This window comes from Actinoplanes sandaracinus, from assembly GCF_030009775.1.
GTDB lineage: Bacteria > Actinomycetota > Actinomycetes > Mycobacteriales > Micromonosporaceae > Actinoplanes > Actinoplanes sandaracinus.
The window spans coordinates 29,548-49,588 of sequence record NZ_JASCTH010000012.1 but is presented as its reverse complement, the minus strand read 5'-3'; the positions used below and the strand labels follow the sequence as shown (position 1 = coordinate 49,588).

Here is a 20,041-nt window from a genome sequence, read left to right as displayed (position 1 = left end):
GGGACGGCATCGGCCTCGCGCGGCGACCTTGCGGGTCAGACCGCGCTCGGGCTGTTCAGACCGCGCTCGGGCTGAATCGTTCGGGATCGCCGGCGCCGACGCGCAGGATCTCCGGCACGCCCCCGGACAGGTCGACGACCGTGGTCGGCTCGGTCCCGCACTCGCCGGCGTCGACCACCGCGTCCACCATGTGGTCCAGGGCCTCCTTGATCTCCCAGCCCTGGGTCATCGGCTCCGTCTCGCCGGGCAGCAGCAGCGTGCTCGACACCAGCGGCTCACCGAGTTCGGCGAGGATCGCCTGCGCGGTGACGTGACTGGTGATCCGTACCCCCACGGTCTTCTTCTTGGGGTGCAGCAGGCGCCGCGGCACCTCCTTCGTCGCCGGGAGGATGAACGTGTACGGCCCCGGCGTCGAGGCTTTCACCGCCCGGAACAGCGAGTTGTTGATCTGCACGAAATGGCCCAGCTGGGCGAAGTCGTGACACAACAGTGTGAAATGGTGCCGATCGTCGAGCTGGCGGATCGCCCGGAGCCGGTCCAGCGCGTCCTTGCTCCCCATCCGGCAACCGAGCGCGAAACACGAGTCGGTCGGATAGGCGATCAGCCCGTCGGAGCGGACAAGATCGACGATCTGATGGATGCTGCGCGCCTGCGGATTGTCCGGGTGCACGTCGAAGTACCTGGCCACTCACGACAGCTTAGGCTTCGAACCATGTCGACTGTGCACCGCCCGGCAGTCCGGGTGATCTGCTTCGACGCCGACGGGCGGATCCTGCTCATGCATTGGCAGGATCCGGTCACCCGCGAGCGTCTCTGGGAACCGCCCGGTGGCGGCATCGATCCGGGCGAGACGCCCCTGCAGGCGGCCCGCCGCGAACTGGCCGAGGAGACCGGCCTCGATCCGGCCGCGATCTCCGACCGCTTCCTCGACGTCGAACGTGACAGCTGGTGGAAAGGCCGCCGGCACGTCGGCAGGGAGCAGTTCTTCGCGGCGCTCTTCCCCACGTCACGGCCGCCGGTGGGCAGGGAGGGCCTGCTCGCGTACGAACAGAGCGAACTCATCACCCACGCCTGGATCGACCCCGCCGACCTGAGCGCGCTCCCAGACCGCCTGGAGCCGCCCTCGCTGCCCGGCCTGCTTCCGCAGTTCCGCTCCTGGACCTGATCCCGCCGGCTGCCGCGGCTGCACCTCGACGCCCTCGTTGACCGCCTTCGAGGGCGTTTCGGCGCGCGGACACCGTTTCGGCTGGTGCGGCATAACGCGGCCGTAGCTCGGGAGCATCTGGTGGACGGCTACGACCGACGCCGGCTGGGCCCAGCGGTTTCCCTGTAGCACCTGGTTGACCTTCTCGCGGCGGAACAGGTCGAGATCGACTGGTGCTGAGTGGCGAGCCGCCGCCTTCCCGCGCTCCCGCAACGGCGTCCGGCCCTTCGGCGGCAGTGTCAGAAGACCGCCGTCGAGCCGTGCTGAAGAATCACGCGTATGGACACCCACGACCCGTCGCGCCAGGCGGCCGCCATGGTCCCTCGATGGGCCACCAGCGAGGCCGGGGCCACCGTGGCGGACGCTGTCGAATATCTCGACCACAACGAGTACGGGATCGCGCTCGACATCCTCACGGAGCTGGGCGATGCCTACGCCGCCGAGACGTCGTTCTGGAACCTTTTGGCAGCTGCGGCAGCCGAGATGAACCTGCACCGCACCAAGGCCTGGTGCCATTGGAGAGCAGCAGAGACCCTCCACGGCATCATCCGTGCGGACCTCCAACTCCTCAGCCCCGCACAGCCAGGTGCCCGGAAGACCCCAATACCGGGCGACGGCATACTGCGGCCCCTGTGGAACATCGGGATCATCATGCCGGAGGGGCACCCTGACCTGCGCGTCGCCCGCATCTGGGTCGAACGGGCACCCGAACTCGAACCAGGCGCATGCGGACCGATCCGGCTTGCTCCACTCAGCCCCGAAGGATGGCGGCACCTGCGGCCCGGCGACCAGATCACCATGCACGAACAGGCTCCGCCGGCCGGAACTGCCACCATCACGCAGGCGACATTCCCTGCTGACAAAGCCGATCGTCTCCACTAGGCCAGGCATCGACCGGCCGCTCGTTCAGTGCGGCTGTCAGGCGCTTCGTACGGGTGTGCGCCGCTAACGATCCTGAACGCCGCGCCCCTCAGGAGGCGTCCGCCGCTGTTGCTGTGGTGCAGCGGCGCGCCTGAGTGCCTCCCCTCAGTGGGATCGCGGAGGCCCTCCAGGGGGATCGTTTGTCCGTTTGTCTTCATGCCGGGTATCGCGGTATTCCGTCGCGGACGGGCTCCGGATTTTGTCGTACGCATGTTCGACCATGGGTGGCGTGCAGGAGATGATGCGGAAACTCGCCGACCTCGCGGGGCAGTGTGCCGCCATGCGGATGACGCCGTTGCCGCGGGCCGAGCTCCTCGACTTCCTCGATGGCGTGCACGCCGCGCAGCAGATGTTGCAGGCAGCGGTGCTGCACGCGGTGCGTGAAGCCGACCGGCGAGGAGTGCCGGCAGCCCAGCAGGCACCTTCGCCGACGGCCTGGCTCCGAGCTCGGTTGCGCATCAGCCCGCGGGCCGCGAACCGCTTGTTGGCTCAGGCCACCGCCGTCGACCGTAACCCGCTCCTGGACGAAGCGGTGACCGCGGGGAAGGTCAACGCCGAGCAACTCGCCGTGATTACCACCGCCCTGGCGAGCCTGCCCACGACAGTGCCGCCCCACGTGCGGGGCCAGGCTGGCGCAGTCCTCACCGACTGGGCCACTCACCTGGACCCGCTCGGGCTGCGGACCGCCGGCCGTCGCATCCTCGACCATGTCGCACCGGAGGTCGCCGAAGCGGTCGAGGAGGAGTGGCTACGCCGCACCGAACAGCAGGCGCACGCCCAGCGATACCTCACGCTCAGCCCACTGGGTGACGGACGTGTGCGGGTGCGGGGCCTGCTCGACACCGAATCCGCAGCGATCGTCACCGCGGCCCTCGACCCGTTGTGCAAGCCGGACCCTCAAGGCAAGCCGCACTCGCTGCGCGAGCCGAACCGAGTGGGCCGCTCGCGGTCCTTGTGCGAACCGCATTCCCTGGGGAAGCCCGACCGGGTGAGCGGGTTACGTTTGCTGGACGAGCCGGACCGGGTCGGTGGGTCGTACTGGCGCGGCGGCCCGGACCATGTCGCTGCGAAAGTCGCCGTCGCTGCGGAGCCCGCCGGGACCGGCGAGGCGCGCACTCCCGGGCAGCGGCGTGCGGACGCACTGACCGATGTCTGCCGGCTCGTCCTGGCCGGCAGTTCTCTGCCGGACAACGGCGGCGACCGGCCGCAGCTCGCCGTCACCGTTGCCTACGACCCGCTCCGGGAGAAACTTGGCACCGCCCGGCTCGATGACGGCGAGCCGCTCTCCGCCGAGGCCGTGCGCCGGCTCGGCTGTGACGCTCGCATCCTGCCGCTGGTGCTCAACGGCCATGGCCAGATCCTCGACGCCGGCCGCACCCGCCGCACCGCGACGGGCCCGATGCGCCGAGCCTTGGCCGCCAGAGACCAAGGATGCGTCTTCCCTGGCTGCGGCCGGCCACCACGCTGGTGCGACGCCCACCACATCATCAGTTGGACCGAGAACGGCCCGACCGACCTCGGAAACCTGGCCCTGCTCTGCGGACACCATCACCGCGTGGTCCACGGCGACTCCGGTTGGGAGCTGCGCGTCGGAGCCGACGGCCTGCCTGAATTCCTGCCGCCGGCCTGGCTCGACCCCAACCGTCGGCCCCGCCGCAACGAATACCACCGCCGCCCCGAGTTCTACCCGCGCACGTGACCAGGACGAGACGCGTGGCCAGGCCGCGACAGGTCAGCCGGCCGTGGCGACTCGGATGGTGGTGAGCGGTCGGGTGGTCGTGGCGCTTCAGGCAGCAGGAGTGATCCAGGCGGCCGTGTCAGCTGGCAGCAGGCCGTCCGGGGTGAGGGGGTCGCTGGTCAGTAACACGTGGCCGGGTGGCAGCGGGACCGCGTCGGTGCCCATCGCTACCACCAGGGCGAAGTCGGGGCGGTGGGCGATCAGCCGCTGGTCGTGGTCGATCGACCAGGTGACCGTGTCCTCGGAAGGGAGGCGCAGGGCGCGGCGCAGCGTGATCGCCCTACGGGCCAGCGGGAGCGTGGGGGAACTCAGGTGGGCGTCCCATCCGGGCGGGAGGGGCAGCCACGGCGGGGCCGCGCCGGGTGGGGAGAAGCCGTCCGGCCAGGGGAGCGGGACCCGGCAGCCGTCGCGGGAAAGGCCGGAGCGCGGCCACGCCGGATCCTGGCGGGCCGCGACCGGCACGTCAGCCTCCGGCAGGCTGTACTCCTGGCCCTGGTAGAGATAGGCGGCCCCGGGCAGGCCGAGGATCGTCAGCAGGGCGGCGCGGGCCCGGGAGGTGCCGGCCCGGGAGGTGCCGGCCCGGGAGGTGCCGGCCTGGGAGGGGCGGGGTTCGTCAGGGCCGACGGCGTAGCGGGTGGCGGTGCGGACCACGTCGTGGTTCTCGACGACCCAGGTCACGGGCGGATGTCGCAGCAGGCGGGTGGCGGTGTCGCGCCACACTGTCGCGTTCCACTCGGCGATCAGGAACTCGAAGGCGAACGCTTGGTGCAGGCGGTCGTCGCCGACGTAGCGGGCGGCGCGGTGCGGGTCGAGGTTGACCTCGCCGATCAGGGCGCGCGGCGGAGCGTACGAGTCGGTGATCGCCCGCCATCGACGGTAGACCTCGACTGTTTCGGGCTGGTCGCAGGCGAGCGGGTTGCCGCGCAGCCGCCCGGGGGACGGGATCGCGCCGGGTGGCAGGGACGGCAGGCCGGCGGCCTTGAACAGACCGTGCGCGACGTCGACGCGGAGCCCGTCGACGCCCCGGTCCAGCCAGAAGCGCAGCACGTCGTCGAAGAACCCAGCGGTCCGCGGGTCGCGCCAGTTCCAGTCGGGCTGTTCGGCGGAGTACAGGTGCAGGTACCAGGAGCCGTCGGGAACCCGGGTCCAGGCGGGGCCGCCGAAGACGCTGGGCCAGTCGTTCGGCGGGTCGCCCGGCCGGCCGGGCGGGGAAGCCGCGAAGTGGAAGCGGGCGCGCGCCGACGGGTCGCCGGCCAGTGCGGCCTGGAAGATCGGGTGCTGGGCGGAGCAGTGATTGGGCACGATGTCGACGATCACCCGCAGGCCGAGTCCGTGGGCGCGCAGAACCAGGGCGTCGAACCCGGCCAGATCCCCGAAGAGGGGGTCGACGTCGGTGTAGTCGCTCACGTCGTACCCGTGATCGGTCTGGGGTGAACGCTGGAACGGTGTCAGCCAGATCGCGTCGGCGCCCAGACCGGCGATGTGATCGAGGCGGGCCGTCAGGCCCGCGAGGTCGCCGACGCCGTCTCCGGAGGCGTCCGCGAAGGACCGCGGATAGACCTGGTAGACGACGCTGTCACGCCACCACGTAGGGGTCAGCGCCGGTGACCGCGTCCCTGGAAGCGGGCCAGGAGGCCGCGGAGCTTCTGCTGGTTCTCCGGCTTGGCGAGCTGGCGGCGCCCCTGCTCGGTGAGCTGCCGGCCCCGAGGACTGGTGAGGAAAGCCTGGATGCGCTGCGTGATGGTAGCCATACCTCAAGTGTGCCCACTGGGTGCGGGAATCACACCTGACACGGGGCATCCCCAGCTTATTGGCAGTCGGCACCGCAGTGGCCGTCAGCACCCGCATCGACAGTCGCGGAGGCGCTCGAACACGCGCGGAAGCGTGGCAGGGCGCCGCGAACCGGGGAATGCTGAAGGCGTAGGCGTGCCGCGAGCGTGAGGAGCCGTTGTGGAGACCGATCTGTTCATCGCCGGGAAGTGGGTGCCCGCGTCCGCGGGCGGCCGTTTCGACGTGCTCGACCCGGCGACCGGTGACGTGATCGCCTCGGTCGCCGACGGCGGCGAGGCGGACGCGATCACCGCGGTGGACGCGGCCGCGGCGGCAGGTCCGGCCTGGGCGCAAACCCCTCCGAGGGTACGGTCGGAGGTGCTCCGCCGTGCGTTCGAGTTGATGACCGACCGTGCCTCGGAGCTGGCGACCCTGATCAGCCAGGAGAACGGCAAGGCCCTCACCGACGCGAAGGGCGAGGTGACGTACGCCGCCGAGTTCTTCCGCTGGTTCGCGGAGGAGGCGGTCCGCGCTGACGGGGCGGTCGCGACCGCCCCGTCCGGCGCCAACCGGATCCTGGTGACCCGCCAGCCGGTCGGTGTCTGCGTCCTGGTGACGCCGTGGAACTTCCCGGCCGCGATGGCCACCCGCAAGATCGGCCCGGCGCTGGCCGCCGGTTGCACGGTGATCCTCAAGCCGGCCAGCGACACCCCGCTGACGGCGCTGGCGATGGCCGCGATCCTGGCCGAGGCCGGCGTCCCCGAGGGCGTGGTCAACGTGCTGCCGTCGCGCGGTTCCGGCACGGTGGTGTCGGCGATGCTGCGGGACTCCCGGGTTCGCAAGCTGTCGTTCACCGGTTCCACCGAGGTGGGGCGGATCCTGCTGGCCCAGGCCGCGGAGAACGTCGTCAACACGTCGATGGAGCTGGGCGGCAACGCCCCGTTCGTGGTGTTCGCCGACGCCGACCTGGACGCCGCTGTCGACGGCGCGATGATCGCGAAGATGCGCAACGGCGGTGAGGCGTGCACCGCGGCGAACCGGTTCTTCGTCGAGTCGAACGTGGCCGAGGAGTTCTCCCGCAAGCTGGCGCAGCGCATGTCCGCGCTGGTCGTCGGCCCGGGCACGGACGCCAAGACGCAGGTCGGCCCGCTGGTCAACGAGGACACCGTGGCGAAGGTGGACAGTCTGGTCAAGAGCGCGCTGGACGGTGGGGCGAAGGCCGTCACCGGCGGCAGCCGGCCGGACGGGCCGGGTTTCTACTATCCGCCGACGGTGCTGACCGGCGTGGCCGCGGACGCGCCGATCCTGCGCGAGGAGATCTTCGGGCCGGTCGCGCCGATCGTGACCTTCAGCGGGGAACAGGAGGCGGTCCGGCTGGCCAACGACACCGAGTACGGCCTGGTGGCGTACGTCTACACCCAGGACCTGGCCCGTGGCCTGCGGGTCAGCGAGGCGATCGAAGCCGGCATGGTCGGCCTGAACCGGGGGCTGGTCAGTGACCCGGCCGCGCCGTTCGGCGGGGTGAAGCAGAGCGGCATCGGCCGGGAAGGCGGCCACGAGGGTCTGCTGGAGTACCTGGAGTCGAAGTACATCGCCCTCAACTGGTGATCACGGCCTCTGGTGATCACTGCCTCTGCTGAACACTGCCTCTGCTGAACACGGCCTCTCGAATTGTGTGGTCTCGCGACACGCGCGGTTCCTCGACATGCGCGGTCCGGCCAGCGGACTTAACGTCATGGATGTAATCCACCTGTAACCGGGGGAGCATCAATGACGGCGAAGTCAAGGACGACGAAGTCGAGGTGGACGGCCGCGGCCGCGGCCCTGTTGCTCGCCGTCACCGCTGCCGGGTGCAGCGATGACGGCGACGGCGACAGCGGCGACGGCACGCTCACCGTCTGGAGCCTGGAGAACCTGACCGACCGGGTGCAGGCCACCCAGAAGATCGTGGATCGGTTCACCGCCGCCACCGGCATCCCGGTGAAGCTCGTCGCCACCGATGAGAACCAGTTCAGCAGCCTGATCACCAACGCCGCGGCGGCCGGCACGCTGCCCGACGTGGTGGGGGCGCTGCCGCTGGCGGCGGTGGCGCAGATGCACACCAGTGAACTGGTCGACACCGCGGCGGCCAAGGCGGTCGTCGACCAGCTCGGTGCGGGCGGGTTCTCGCCCCGAGCCCTGGAGCTGACCAGCCAGGACGGCAACCAGCTCGCGGTGCCGTCGGACGGCTGGGCACAGCTGCTCTTCTACCGCAAGGACCTGTTCCAGGCCGCCGGGCTCGCGGCGCCGGACACGTACGACGCGATCCGTGCCGCCGCGCAGCGGCTGAACACCGGCGACGTCGCCGGGATCACCCTCGCCACCGTCGGCAACGACGCCTTCACCCAGCAGACCTTCGAGAACCTGGCGCTCGGCAACAACTGCCAGCTCGTCGACGACGCCAAGGCGGTGCAACTGGAGTCGCCGGCCTGCGTGGCGACCTTCCAGCTCTACGCCGACCTGGTGAAGAACTGGTCGGTGCCGGGCGCGCAGGACGTCGACACCACCCGGGCCACCTACTTCTCCGGCAAGGCGGCCATGGTCGTCTGGTCGTCGTTCCTGTTGGACGAGCTGGCCGGGCTCCGCAACGACGCGCTGCCGACGTGCGAGCAGTGCCGGAGCGACCCGCAGTGGCTGGCCAAGAACACCGGCGTGGTGACCGCGATCGCCGGGCCGGGGCAGTCGGGTGGGCCCGCCCAGCCCGCCCAGTTCGGTGAGATCACCAGCTGGGCGATCACCAAGGACGGCCCGCGCACCGACGCCGCCAAACGGTTCGTGGCGTTCATGATGAACGAGGGCTACTCCGACTGGCTGGCCATCGCCCCCGAGGGCAAGATCCCGGTCCGCAAGGGTGTCGCCGACTGGAACAAGCTTCCGGCCGGTGTCGACAGCAAGAAGCCGCTGGCCGAGATCTATCCGGCCGAGGTGCTCGACGTCCTGGCGAAGAGCCCGGACACGTTCCAGCGTTGGGGTTTCCCGCAGAAGCAGGGCGCGCTGGTCGGCGCCACGCTCGGCGAGTTGCCCGTACCCAAGGCGATCAATGCTCTGACCAGCGGTGAGCTCGATGCCGCCGGCGCCGCGAAGCGGGCGGCGGAGGATGTCGAGACCATCCAGAAGTCCCTGAAGTAAGCGGGTCGCGCGAGTGAAGGGGCAATTGACAGCCCGGCAGCGGGAGAACCGCGCCGGGCTCGCCTACCTGTCGCCGACGCTGGTCGTCGTCCTGGTCGTCGTGGTGTTGCCGATCCTCTGGACGATCATGCTGGCGTTCCAGCGGATCCGGCTGATCAACCTGCGTAGGGTCGGGATCTTCGGCCAGTACACGCTGGCCAACCTGGAGACCGTGCTCGGCTCGCCGGGGTTCTGGTCGTCGCTGTGGACCACTCTCGTCTACACGGTCGGCTCCACCCTCGGCTCGATCGGGCTCGGGCTGGTCGCGGCGCTCGCTCTGCGCAGCCGCTTCCACGGCCGGACGCTGGTCCGGGCTTCGGTCCTGCTGCCGTACGTCGCTCCGGTGGTGGCCGTGGCGTTCGTCTGGAACGTGCTGCTCAGCCCCCAGTTCGGTCTTGCCAACGACTGGGGCGTGCGGTTCCTCGGCTGGGACCGGCCGATCGCGTTCCTGAGCCAGCGGGAGTACGCCCTCAACCTGCTCGGCTGGCAGGTGGACGTGCCGATGGCCCTGCTCACCGTGATCGCCTTCGAGACGTGGCGGTACTTCCCGTTCGCGTTCCTGTTCCTGCTGGCCCGGCTCCAGGCGGTGCCCGCCGACCTGGAGGAGGCGGCCCGCGTCGACGGCGCCGCGCCCACCCAGATCTTCCGGCACATCCTCCTGCCCCAGTTGGGCGCGGTGATCGCGTTGCTCAGCGTGCTGCGGTTCATCATGACGTTCAACAAGTTCGACGACGTCTACCTGCTGACCGGCGGCGGCGCCGGCACCGAGGTGGTCAGCGTCCGGGTGTACGAGTTCCTCACCGCCCGTTTCGACATCGGCGCCGCGGCCGCGCAGGCCCTGGTCCTGGCAGCCGGGCTAGTCGTGCTGCTGGTGATCTACCTGAAGTTCCTGGCGCCCCGGGTCGAGGAGGAGGAGGAGCAGTGACCTCGCTGATCAAGGACCGTGCTGCTTTCGAGACCCGCGTTCTGCGGGTCCTGCGCCCAGCGGTGATCACCGTGCTGGCGCTGATCACCCTCTTCCCGTTCCTGTACATGCTGCTGCTGTCGATCCGGCCGATCGAGGAGCTGCTGGAGAGCCCGGGCCAGCTGTGGATCGGGCCGTCCGAGTGGACGCTGCGCACCTACCGCGAGGTGCTGACCCCGGCCGGCGACGGCGGCCAGGGCTTCCTGGGGTTCCTGGCCAATTCGGCGATCGTGTCGGTGGCCGCGACCCTGCTGACCCTGCTGGTGTCGATTCCCGGCGCGTACGCGGTGGCCCGGCTCCGTTTCGTCGGCCGGCGCCAGGTGCACTTCCTCTTCCTGGCCGTCTACCTGTTCCCGTCGATCCTGCTGGCGATCCCGCTGTTCGTGCTCTTCACCCGGCTCGGGCTGCGCGGCTCGCTGGCCGGGCTGACGATCGTGTACATCGCCCAGACCGTCCCGGTCTCGATCTACATGCTGCGCAATTACCTGGCGACCATCCCGCAGAGCCTGGAGGAGGCCGCCGCGGTCGACGGCTACAGCCGCCTGCAGACGCTGCGCAAGATCATCCTTCCGCTGGCCGCACCGGCCGTCATGGCGAACGCGCTGTACGTCTTCATGATCGCGTGGAACGAATTCCTGTTCGCGCTGCTCTTCCTGGTGGAAGATCGAGCCGATTGGACCGTTTCGCTCGGACTGGCGCAGCTGTCCGGCGGCATCGAGGTGAGCAAGACCGTCCTGATGGCCGGTTCCGTGGTGCTCACCCTGCCCATTGTGATCATATTCTTCGCGGCCGAACGGCTACTCACGGAAGGCCTGACCGCCGGTGCGGACAAGGGCTGAGTGGGCGAGGCTTGATCGGGTAAGGCTTGATCGGGTAAGGGGTCGACCCGTGTCGGAGACGGGATGAGGCAGTCACAGCCAGTGAACGCGCCCGGTGAATGTTGGCAGTAACCCGTCGAAAATGAATAATCTTGTTTCCCGGCCCCCACCCGATGTTGCGGCCGTGGCGCGCTGGCCGATACTTGGCGGACCGTTCAGCGCTCCACGCAGCTCGGGTTTTCCCTGAGAGGACACCTATCGCCATGCGCAAGTCTTTGCTCGCCCTGGTCGCCGCCGGCCTGTTGACGACGGCCACAGTCACGGCCTGTGATGACGGCGGCGACACCGGTGACGCGGGCGACGGCGCGGCGACCAACAACGGCAGCAGTCAGCAGGTCACCGGTAACGGTGGCGTCGGCGTGATCCTGCCCGACACCAAGAGCTCGGCCCGGTGGAGCACGTCCGACCCGAACTTCCTGCAGGCGGCGTTCGACAAGGCGAAGGTGCCGGTCCAGATCGTCAACGCCGAGAACGACAAGGAAGAGTTCAAGCGGCTCGCGGAGGCCATGCTCGACAAGGGCGTCAGGGTCCTCGTCATCGCGAGCCTCGACTCGATCAGCGGCAAGGCCGTCATCGACAACGCCCGCAAGCGCGGCGTGCCGGTGATCGACTACGACCGGCTGACCCTCAACGGCGGCGCCGACTACTACGTCAGCTTCGACAACCAGAAGGTCGGCGTCCTCCAGGCCACCGAGCTGCAGAACTGCCTGAAGGAGAAGAACGTCGTCACGCCGGTGATCGCGGAGCTCAACGGCTCGCCCACCGACAACAACGCCAAGCTCTTCAAGGACGGGTACGACTCGATCCTCAACGGGATGTACGACACCGGCGAGCTCACCAAGGGTCCCGACCAGTACGTGCAGGACTGGGACAACGACGAGGGCCGCGAGATGTTCAGCCTGATGATCAAGCAGTACCCGAACATCGGCGGGGTGCTCGCCGCCAACGACGGCCTCGGCAACGCGGCCATCGAGGTGCTCAAGGAGAAGGGCCTGAACGGCAAGGTTCAGGTCACCGGTCAGGACGCCACCGTCGAGGGCTTGCAGAACATCCTCGCCGGCGACCAGTGCATGACCGTGTACAAGGACGTGAAGCTCGAGGCGGACGCCGCCGCCGAGCTGGCGATCAGCCTGTACAAGAACGTCAAGCCGCCGGTCACCGACAAGCTGAAGGACCCGGAGTCGGGCCTCTACATCCCGTTCAAGAAGCTCGAGCCGAAGGCCATCACGATCAAGAACGTGAAGTCGGTCGTCGACGCAGGCTTCGTGGACGCCGCCAAGCTCTGCGCCGGCGACTACAAGAAGGCCTGCCAGCGGGCCGGGATCCAGTAACGGTTCGGGCCCCAGCTCAGGATCAGGGCCGGCTCAGGATCGGGGCCGGCTCAGGATCGGGGCCGGCTCAGGATCAGTCCGCGATCCTGATCCGGACCCGGCGGTTCTGCCGGCCCTTGCTCTCCACCTTCACCACCTCGATCCGGCCCACCTGCGCGGTCGAGGCCACGTGGGTGCCGCCGTCGCCCTGCCGGTCCAGGCCGACGATGTCGATCACCCGGATCTCCGGGTGATCGAGCGGCGGCAGCGCGTCCTGGGTGCGGACCAGGGTCGGGATCGCCAGCGCCTCCTCGCGCGGCAGCACCCGCGCCACGATCTTGCGGTCGGCGGAGATCTCCGCGTTCACCGCGTCTTCGAGCGCCTGCTTCCAGGGCCCGTTGAAACCACCCTCGGGAACCTCCGGCAGGTTGAAGTCCATCCGGGCCTCACCCGGCTGCATGTTCCCGCCGGTGACCAGCGCCCCGAAGTCACGGAACACCGTGCCGCAGAGGATGTGCAGGCCCGAGTGCGTACGCATCAGGCTGTAACGCCGCTCGTCGTCGAGCGCGCCCCGCACGAGCGTCCCGACCGCCGGCACCGGATCGCCCGGCGCCGGGATCAGGTAGTGCTCATCGCCCTTGCGGGTGTCGACGATGCGGGTCCGCACGCCCTCCCAGAGCAACACTCCGTGGTCCGGCGGCTGCCCGCCACCGCCGGGGTAGAACGCGGACCGGTCGAGCACGACGCCCGCCTCCGGGTCGGCCGGATCGGACCACAGCACGTGGCAGTCCCATTCGCGCACGGTCGGGTCGGCCCAGTCCAGACGTTCGGTCACGAAGCGACTGTAAACCCTGTGACTCAGAACCCCGCGCCTTGAAACCCCGCGCCTTGAAACCCCGCACAGGTCAACTCTGGAGCATCACCAAACGGCTCGTCGCGCGCGTCATCGCCACGTAACGGTCGACGGCGCCCTCGATCCCGGTGCCGAACCTCTCCGGGTCGACCACCACCACCAGGTCGAACTCCAGGCCCTTGGCCAGTTCGGGCGTCAGCGACCGTACCCGTGACGTGCCCTTGAATGTGGGGTCCCCGATGACGCAGGCGGTGCCTTCGGCGTGCTCGGTCAGCCACGACTCCAGGATCGCGTCCCGCTCCGTGACCGCACCGTGGTGGACCGGGAGGCCGCTGCTGCGGATCGAGGTCGGCACGTTGGCGTCCGGCAGCGCGGCCCGGATCACCGGCTCGGCCTCGGCCATGACCTCCGCAGGCGTACGGTAGTTGACCGTCAGCGAAGCCATGTCGATCCCGCTCGCCCCGGCCCGGCCCAGGCCGACCCGTTCCAGGCGTTCCCGCCACGACTCGGTGAACCCGTGCCGTGCCTGCGCGCGATCCCCGACCACGGTGAAACTGCGCGACGGGCAGCGCAGCAGCAGCATCTGCCACTCCGCGTCGGTCAGTTCCTGCGCCTCGTCCACGACCACATGCGCGAACGGCCCGGCCAGCAGGTCCGGGTCGACCTCCGGCCGCGCGGTCCCCTCAGCCAGCACGTCGCGCAGATCCTGCTGCCGCAGCATCGTCATCAGACCTTCGCCGTCGTCGTAGTCGCTCGCGGCGATCAGGTCGTCGACGACCCGGTCCATCTCCACCCGTCCGGCGGCGACGGCGGCCTTCGCCCGGCGCTGCCGCTGCGACGACGACGAGTCCCCGAGCCGCTGCCGGACCGCGTCCAGCAGCGGCAGATCCGACACCGTCCACGCTCGCGGATCCGGGCGCTGGAGCTTGCGGATCTCGTCCACGCTCAGCCAGGGGGCACACTTACGCAGGTACGCGGGGACCGACCAGAGATCGGCGACCAGGTCGGCGGCCTCCAGCAGCGGCCAGGACCGGTGCAGGGCGGCTCGCAGCTCCCGGTTACGCGCCAGCTCCTCCTCGCTCGCTCGCGACCTCTCCGCGAGCATGGCGAGCAGTTCCTCCCAGATCGTCTCGCGCGCCTCGTTGTGCGGGGTGCCCGGGTCCGGCGCGTCGAAGGCCGCGGCCCAGTCCTGGGCGGTCAGGCGTACCTGTGTCGCCTCGGTGTTGATCGTCATGCCCTTCGTGGGCGGCTCCTCGTAGAACTGGACCGCCGCCTCCATCGCCCGCACCAGCCGCGCCGACGACTTCAGCCGGGCCACCTCGGGGTCCGTCTCGGCCACCGCCACGGCCCCCTCCGGGACGAGGTCGCGCACCGTGCAGGTCTGCACGTCGTCCTCGCCGAGGCTGGGTAGCACGTCCGCGACGTACGCCAGATAGGGCTCGTGCGGCCCGACGAACAGCACCCCTCCCTGCCGCCGGCCCAGCCGCGGATCGGAGTAGAGCAGGTACGCCGTCCGGTGCAGGGCCACCACCGTCTTGCCGGTGCCCGGCCCGCCGTCCACCACCAGGACGCCCCGGGACCCGGCCCGGATGATGGCGTCCTGGTCGGCCTGGATGGTGCCGAGCACGTCGCGCATCCGGGGCGACCGGCTGCTGCCGAGGCTCGCGATGAACGCCGACTGGTCGTCGAGCGCCGCGTGCCCCTCCAGACCGTCCGGGGTGAACACCTCGTCCCAGTAGTCGATGATCCGGCCGTCGGCCCAGCGGTACCGGCGGCGGCTGATCAGGCCGTCCGGGTTGGCGTGGGTGGCGGCGAAGAACGGCTCGGCGGCCGGTGACCGCCAGTCGACCAGCAGGCGGCCGCCGCCGCGACTGCCACCGCCACTGCCATCGCCGCCGCCGTCGGTGAGACCGAGCCGGCCGACATACACCGGCTCGTCCGGGTTGTCCGCGAACACCATGCGGCCCAGGCACAGGTCCAGGCTGAACCGGCGCAGAGTGCGCAGCCGGCCGGACAGCCGGTGGATGGCGTCGTCCCGGTCCACCGCCTGGCGTCCCTTGCCGGCCGGCGCCCGGCGTTCGGCGTCGAGCCGCTCGGACAGCTCGGCGATCGACCGGGCGAGGCTCTCCGCGGTCGCGGCGAAGTGCTTCTCGTCCGCGGCGATCAACGCCGGGTCCGCCTTGGCGGCGAGCCGCTCGGGCAGATGGAAAGCACTGGTGGTGGGCAGATTCAAGGCATCCCCGTTCCGCGGTTCTGAAGCTCAGGAAAGCGATTCTGCGCCAGAGATGGGGTCTTGCCGCAAGGCCCCCTCTGTGTTATAAGTTAGAGGTGGCGGAGAGAGCTTCTATCTCATCCGCCATTTCTCTTGCCCCTCGTCGGTAGCGGCCCCTCGTCGGTAACGGCCCCGTCGGTAACGGCGCGTCACGCGAGCAGCTCGCGGACCCGGGGGACGACCTGCTCGGCGTACAACCGGATGCACGTCGTCAGGCGGTCGTGGGGCAGCGTGCCGTGCGAGTACTTCAGGTCGAAGCGATCGATGCCCAGCGTGCGGACCGTGTTCGCGATCTTCTGGGCCACCGTCTCCGGGGAGCCGACGTGCCAGGCGCCGTCGGTGACGTCGGCCTCGAAGCGGTCCCGGGTGATCGGCGGCCAGCCGCGTTCGCGGCCGATGCGGTCGATGTTACGGCGGGCGTGCGGCCACAACGCGTCGACCGCCTCGGCATCGGTGGCGGCCACGAAACCGGGGCAGTGCACGGCGATCGGCTGCGGCTCCTGGTCCAGCTCCTTCAGGGCCCGGCGGAACAGATCGGTGTACGGGGCGAACCGTTCGGGGGCGCCGCCGATGATCGCCAGGACGAGCGGGAGGCCGTACTGGGCGGCGCGGACCACCGACTCGGGGCTGCCGCCGACACCGATCCACGTGCGGATGCCACCGGACTCGGTCTTGGGATAGACCTGCTGACCGCGCAGGGCGGGGCGGATCGAACCCTCCCACGTCACCGGCTCCTCGGTGAGCAGCTCGGCCATCAGGTCCAGCTTCTCGGCGAACAACCGCTCGTAGTCGGCCAGGTCGTAGCCGAACAGCGGGAACGACTCGGTGAACGAGCCCCGGCCCAGCATGATCTCGGCCCGGCCGCGCGAGACGGCGTCCAGCGTGGCGAAACGCTCGAACACCCGTACCGGATCATCGGAACTCAGGACCGTGACCGCCGTGCCCAGCTTGATCCGCTCGGTCCTCGCGGCGATCGCCGCGAGGACGATCTCCGGTGAGGAGATCGCGTAGTCGTCGCGGTGATGCTCGCCGACGCCGAAGAAGTCCAGGCCGAGCCGGTCGGCGAGCACACCCTGCTCGACGACGTCCCGGATGACCTGGGCGTACGGACGGCGCTTGCCGTCCTCGCCGACCGTGACGTCGCCGAAGGTGTCCAGCCCGAACTCGGTCCGGCCGAGATGCTGGGTGCTGTTGGGATCAACCACCCGCAGATCCTACCGGCGGCCTTTCAGGCGCCGGCCGAACTCCTTCGCGATCTCCTTCTTGGCGTCCCGCTCGGCCATGACCTGCCTTTTGTCGTACGACTTGAGGCCGCGCGCCAGACCCAGCTCGATCTTCGCCCAGCCGTCCTTGAAGTAGAGCGACAACGGCACCAGGGTGAGCCCCGACCCGTCCCGCAGCTGGTTGAGGATCTTGACGATCTCGACCTTGTGCAGCAGCAGCTTGCGGGTGCGCCGCGGGGTGTGGTTGGTCCACGAGCCGAAGCCGTACTCGGCGATGTGCAGGCCGTAGAGCATGAGCTCGCCCTCGTGCTCTTGCGCGAACGTGTCGACCAGCGACGCCCGGCCCAGGCGCAGCGACTTCACCTCGGTACCGGCCAGCACCAGGCCCGCCTCGTAGGTCTTCAGGATGGCGTAGTCATGCCGCGCCTTCTTGTTCGACGCGATCAGCTTGACGCCGGTCTCTCTAGGCATCGGGGTCCGCCGGAGGGAGGTCGGCCGGGATCGGCCGCCGCATCGAATAGGTGACGCTGCTCAGCCGGTGCGGCTCGTCCTTCACGTGGATCACCGCCCGGGCGTACGCCTGCCAGCCGGCCGCGCCCGCCCGGTTCAGGTGCCGAAGGTCGTCGAAGCGCTCGTCGGTGCCCCAGCGCAACACACCGCCGGGATGATGAAACGTGGCGGTCCAGTCCATGAAACGGTCGGCGCCCAGCGTGCCCGCGGCGCGGTATTCGAGCCGCGCGTATTCCCAGATGTCCACCGGGTGATTATGCCGTCCGATTCGACCTATTGGTGTTCGGAGATGACCGTACGACCGTCGAGATGCTGAAAAGCCTTCCCCACCAGGTCTTTCAACACAACCTGGTCGATGTCGGCGAGTCGCTTCAGATAGAGGCACGACTTGCCGGTGCTGTGCGGGCCGAGGCGGGCGAGCAGGTCCTGGTAGCCGTCGAAGCCGGCCGAGACGTAGAGGGTCAGCGCCTGCTTCCGCGGTGACAGGCCGACGGCCGGCCAGTCGCCCTCACGGCCGGTCGCATATCGGTAGTGGTAGGCGCCGAACCCGATGATCGAGCTGCCCCACATCACCGGCGGCGCCCCGGTCACCTCGGCCATCAGCGTGCAGGCCGCCTCGGCGTCCGCCCGGCGTTTCGGATCGGGCACCGCCGCCAGGAACGCGGCCACGCTCTCGTCATTGCGCGTCGTCTTCGCCTCGGCCATCCGGTCAGCCTAGGGCCTCAGACGGCGGTTCCCGGCGGCGACTTCAAGTGGACCGCGGCCTCGGCCGGATATCCGCCGCGTCCGTCGCGCAGGGCGGTGGCCGCCAGACGGATCAGGTCGATGTTGACCCCGGCGCCGCCGCTCGGGTCGTGGACCTTCAGCCGTACGTCCAGGCTCACCTCCGTCTCACCCCAGCCCTGCGCCTCGATGTTGAGGTGGGCGATCTTCTGCGACTTGAGGTGGGGCAGATATCCGAGGGGCGCGATCTGCACCTTGTCGGTGCCCAACGCGTTCACCTTGGACTGGTGCTTGGTGTTCGGGGTCTCGACCAGGTTGCGGAAATCCTCGGTGCCGCCGAGATTGACCTGGTACGAGCTGATCAGGGTGAGACCTCGCTCCTCAAGCAGTCGCAGCAGGGTGTTGTGCAGGACCGACGTGCCGAACTGGCTGGTCAGATCGTCGCCGATCAGCGGCAGGCCGGCTTCCTCGAAGCGCCTGAGCAGCGAGGGCTCGCGGGCGACCGAGTCCGACGTGGTGTTGATGAACGCCGCGCCCGCGATCAGGGCGGCCTCCGCATAGGCCCGGGCGGTCTCCGGCCGGCCGCTCGGCGCCGAGTAGAGCAGCACCTCGGCGCCTTCGATGGCGTGCGCCATCCGCGGGATCCCGGCCGAATCCACGAGACCACGCTGGACGACGACGCCGGACGGGGCAAGGCCCGCCTCTGCGCCGGGCGAGCCGCCTCCCGATGAGCCGGGGCGGCGAGATTCGGGGCGGTGAGCGTCGAGGCGGGGGAAGTTGTTGGGCGGGGCGAATATCGCCTCGTGGAGATCCTTGCCGACCTTGCCGTCGGAGAGGGCGAAGGCCGCCACGACATCGATGTCACCGACACTGAGCCCGGCCAGCTGCGGTCGGTGGATCCCCACCAGGCTGCCGGTGCGGCGGTAGAAGTTGATTCCCTGCACCAGCGCCGACGTGTTGTTCCCGACGCCGACGACTGCGACCCGCGCGTTCTCCGTCACGGCACGACGCTACCGGGCCCACTCCAGCCGGAGTGTGCCCGCCGAACCCGTCACCCGCCAGCCGCTCACAGGGACTGTCCCGACGTTTCCGGTGAGCGGTGCTCGACGCGTGGGGGCCCGCCCCGTGAGGGCGGGGCGGGCGGTGAGTGCTCAGGAGATCGCGGCCCGAACGGCGGGAAGCCAGCGGGCGGCGATCTTGACGTTGCCGGCGTCGTTGGGGTGGACGCCGTCGTAGGTGTCGGTGGCCGTGTTGAAGCCGGTCCACTGGTCGACCACGGTGATCTCAGAGGCGGCCGTGCTCAGGGATGCCGCCCAGGCGGGGATGGCGGCGTTCAGGTTGACCACGCGCCGGCCGCAGTCGGTGCAGGTGGGCGGGTTCAGCGGGATGATCTGCGCGACGATGATCTTCATTCTGGGATTGGCGGCGCGCATCTGGCCGACCAGCGTGGTGTAGGCGTTCAGGATCGTGGTCGTCGGCAGGTTGCTCCACGCGTCGTTCGTGCCGAAATGCATCATCACCACGTCCGGGTCGCTCGCGGACAGCCAGCCGGGCAACTGGTTCTGGCCGGCGACGTTGGTGACCAGGAAGCCGCCGTGACCCTCGTTCTGGCTGTCGTAGGGGAAGCCGCAGCCGTCGCCGGGCAGGGTGCCGACGAAGTCGACCTCCGCCGCGGGGAGCTGCCGCCACAGCAGGGCACGCCAGCAGCCCGGCGAGCCCGTGATCGAGTCGCCCAGCGCCATGATCTTGGTTGCCGCGCCCGCGCTGGACGACGGGCTGGGGCCGCCGCTGCCGCTCGGGGCCGGGACGACACCGCCGGTGCAGGTCACGCCGTTGAGGGTGAACGCGGCCGGCACCGGGTTGCTGCCGGTCCACGAGCCGTTGAAGCCGAACGAGGCCGTGCCGTTGGTGGCCATCGCGCCGTTCCAGCCGGCGTTGCGGACGGTGACCGTCGATCCGGCCTGGCTGACCGTGCCGCTCCAGAGCTGGGTGATCGTCTGGCCGGCCGGGAACGTGAACACCAGTGACCACTGCGTGGTCGGATCGCCGAGATTGGTGACGTCGACGCTCGCGCCGAAACCGCCGGGCCACTGATTGCTGACGGTGTATTTCACCGAGCAGCCGGCGGCGGCGTTCGCGCTGGTGGCGAGCGCGAGCCCGGTGGCGGAGAGGAGGGTTGTGGCGAGGCCGAGGGCGGCCCACTTCCGTCTCTGCATGGGGATGCCTTTCGGGAGGTGCTTGACGGGGGTGCGGGAACGGCGCACCCTGGGAGCGCTCCCATTAACGCACATCTATGAGGTGCGAAACCAGGCGTGCGGCGCGACGGGATGGACGCCGCGCGGGCGGGCGGTCGCGGTGGGGAGTGCGGTCGAGGGCGCGGGGGCGCCGCGACCGCACTCGGCGGCTACCGGCCGGGAGAGCGCGGGGGGACCGGACTGCGAGAAGGCCGGCCTCCCCGCGTTCCGGCC

General features: G+C 69.8%; 19 protein-coding genes. 8 read left to right on the top strand and 11 right to left on the bottom strand.

The window, feature by feature from the left end:
• Positions 1-55 precede the first annotated feature (55 nt).
• Entirely contained in the window at positions 56-688 is a 633-nt protein-coding gene (locus QLQ12_RS19285; RefSeq protein ID WP_282761592.1) for an L-threonylcarbamoyladenylate synthase, read from the bottom strand.
• A 24-nt stretch (positions 689-712) separates the two neighbouring features.
• Here QLQ12_RS19285 and QLQ12_RS19280 point away from each other — a divergent pair, with 24 nt between their 5' ends.
• The 3 genes from QLQ12_RS19280 (at position 713) to QLQ12_RS19270 (ending at position 3,824) form a co-directional block, all read left to right on the top strand.
• Entirely contained in the window at positions 713-1,165 is a 453-nt protein-coding gene (locus QLQ12_RS19280) for an NUDIX hydrolase (RefSeq protein ID WP_282761591.1), read from the top strand.
• A 318-nt stretch (positions 1,166-1,483) separates the two neighbouring features.
• Positions 1,484-2,086 (top strand): hypothetical protein, encoded by a 603-nt coding sequence (locus tag QLQ12_RS19275; protein WP_282761590.1) that lies wholly within the window; start codon positions 1,484-1,486, stop codon positions 2,084-2,086.
• A gap of 268 nt (positions 2,087-2,354) precedes the next feature.
• Positions 2,355-3,824 carry an HNH endonuclease signature motif containing protein gene (locus tag QLQ12_RS19270; RefSeq protein ID WP_282761589.1) on the top strand — a complete coding sequence of 490 codons (1,470 nt, stop codon included), beginning with the start codon at positions 2,355-2,357 and terminating at the stop codon, positions 3,822-3,824.
• 87 nt (positions 3,825-3,911) lie between these two features.
• Here the strand turns inward: QLQ12_RS19270 and QLQ12_RS19265 are convergent, their stop codons facing one another.
• Positions 3,912-5,462: an alpha-amylase family glycosyl hydrolase gene (locus QLQ12_RS19265; protein ID WP_282761783.1), complete on the bottom strand. Its 1,551-nt coding sequence runs from the start codon at positions 5,460-5,462 to the stop codon at positions 3,912-3,914.
• Positions 5,459-5,614 carry a hypothetical protein gene (locus QLQ12_RS19260; RefSeq protein ID WP_282761782.1) on the bottom strand — a complete coding sequence of 52 codons (156 nt, stop codon included), beginning with the start codon at positions 5,612-5,614 and terminating at the stop codon, positions 5,459-5,461. Before QLQ12_RS19260 ends, QLQ12_RS19265 begins: the two co-directional genes overlap by 4 nt.
• A 199-nt stretch (positions 5,615-5,813) precedes the next feature.
• Between QLQ12_RS19260 and QLQ12_RS19255 the strand changes: the two genes are divergently transcribed.
• From QLQ12_RS19255 to QLQ12_RS19235, 5 genes are all read left to right on the top strand, one after another.
• On the top strand, positions 5,814-7,241 hold the full coding sequence (locus QLQ12_RS19255; RefSeq protein WP_282761588.1) for an NAD-dependent succinate-semialdehyde dehydrogenase: 1,428 nt from the start codon (positions 5,814-5,816) through the stop codon (positions 7,239-7,241).
• A 162-nt stretch (positions 7,242-7,403) separates the two neighbouring features.
• Complete coding sequence (locus QLQ12_RS19250) at positions 7,404-8,801, top strand: ABC transporter substrate-binding protein (protein WP_282761587.1); 1,398 nt, start codon at positions 7,404-7,406, stop codon at positions 8,799-8,801.
• 25 nt (positions 8,802-8,826) lie between these two features.
• On the top strand, positions 8,827-9,765 hold the full coding sequence (locus QLQ12_RS19245) for a carbohydrate ABC transporter permease (RefSeq protein WP_282761586.1): 939 nt from the start codon (positions 8,827-8,829) through the stop codon (positions 9,763-9,765).
• Positions 9,762-10,643, top strand: coding sequence for a carbohydrate ABC transporter permease (locus QLQ12_RS19240; RefSeq protein WP_282761585.1), 882 nt, complete (start codon positions 9,762-9,764; stop codon positions 10,641-10,643). Before QLQ12_RS19245 ends, QLQ12_RS19240 begins: the two co-directional genes overlap by 4 nt.
• A gap of 242 nt (positions 10,644-10,885) precedes the next feature.
• The gene (locus tag QLQ12_RS19235) at positions 10,886-12,013 is read left to right on the top strand and encodes a sugar ABC transporter substrate-binding protein (protein WP_282761584.1); all 1,128 of its coding nucleotides are present in this window, start codon (positions 10,886-10,888) and stop codon (positions 12,011-12,013) included.
• A gap of 73 nt (positions 12,014-12,086) precedes the next feature.
• Here QLQ12_RS19235 and QLQ12_RS19230 read toward each other — a convergent pair whose 3' ends face one another.
• From QLQ12_RS19230 to QLQ12_RS19195, 8 genes are all read right to left on the bottom strand, one after another.
• Positions 12,087-12,827 (bottom strand): alanyl-tRNA editing protein, encoded by a 741-nt coding sequence (locus QLQ12_RS19230; RefSeq protein WP_282761583.1) that lies wholly within the window; start codon positions 12,825-12,827, stop codon positions 12,087-12,089.
• A 70-nt stretch (positions 12,828-12,897) separates the two neighbouring features.
• A complete protein-coding gene (gene helR, locus QLQ12_RS19225) occupies positions 12,898-15,078 on the bottom strand; it encodes an RNA polymerase recycling motor ATPase HelR (RefSeq protein ID WP_282761582.1) in 2,181 nt (726 codons plus the stop codon).
• Between the two features lie 188 nt (positions 15,079-15,266).
• The gene (locus tag QLQ12_RS19220) at positions 15,267-16,322 is read right to left on the bottom strand and encodes an LLM class flavin-dependent oxidoreductase (RefSeq protein ID WP_282761581.1); all 1,056 of its coding nucleotides are present in this window, start codon (positions 16,320-16,322) and stop codon (positions 15,267-15,269) included.
• Positions 16,323-16,331: 9 nt separating this feature from the next.
• Entirely contained in the window at positions 16,332-16,811 is a 480-nt protein-coding gene (gene smpB / locus QLQ12_RS19215) for an SsrA-binding protein SmpB (protein WP_282761580.1), read from the bottom strand.
• Entirely contained in the window at positions 16,804-17,097 is a 294-nt protein-coding gene (locus QLQ12_RS19210; RefSeq protein WP_282761579.1) for a hypothetical protein, read from the bottom strand. The genes smpB and QLQ12_RS19210 overlap by 8 nt, the downstream gene beginning before the upstream one ends.
• 26 nt (positions 17,098-17,123) lie before the next feature.
• A complete protein-coding gene (locus tag QLQ12_RS19205; protein WP_282761578.1) occupies positions 17,124-17,555 on the bottom strand; it encodes a DUF1801 domain-containing protein in 432 nt (143 codons plus the stop codon).
• A 17-nt stretch (positions 17,556-17,572) separates the two neighbouring features.
• Positions 17,573-18,574, bottom strand: a complete 1,002-nt coding sequence (locus tag QLQ12_RS19200) for an inositol-3-phosphate synthase (protein WP_282761577.1) — start codon at positions 18,572-18,574, stop codon at positions 17,573-17,575.
• A gap of 150 nt (positions 18,575-18,724) precedes the next feature.
• Positions 18,725-19,789, bottom strand: coding sequence for a cellulose binding domain-containing protein (locus QLQ12_RS19195; protein WP_282761576.1), 1,065 nt, complete (start codon positions 19,787-19,789; stop codon positions 18,725-18,727).
• Positions 19,790-20,041 lie beyond the last annotated feature (252 nt).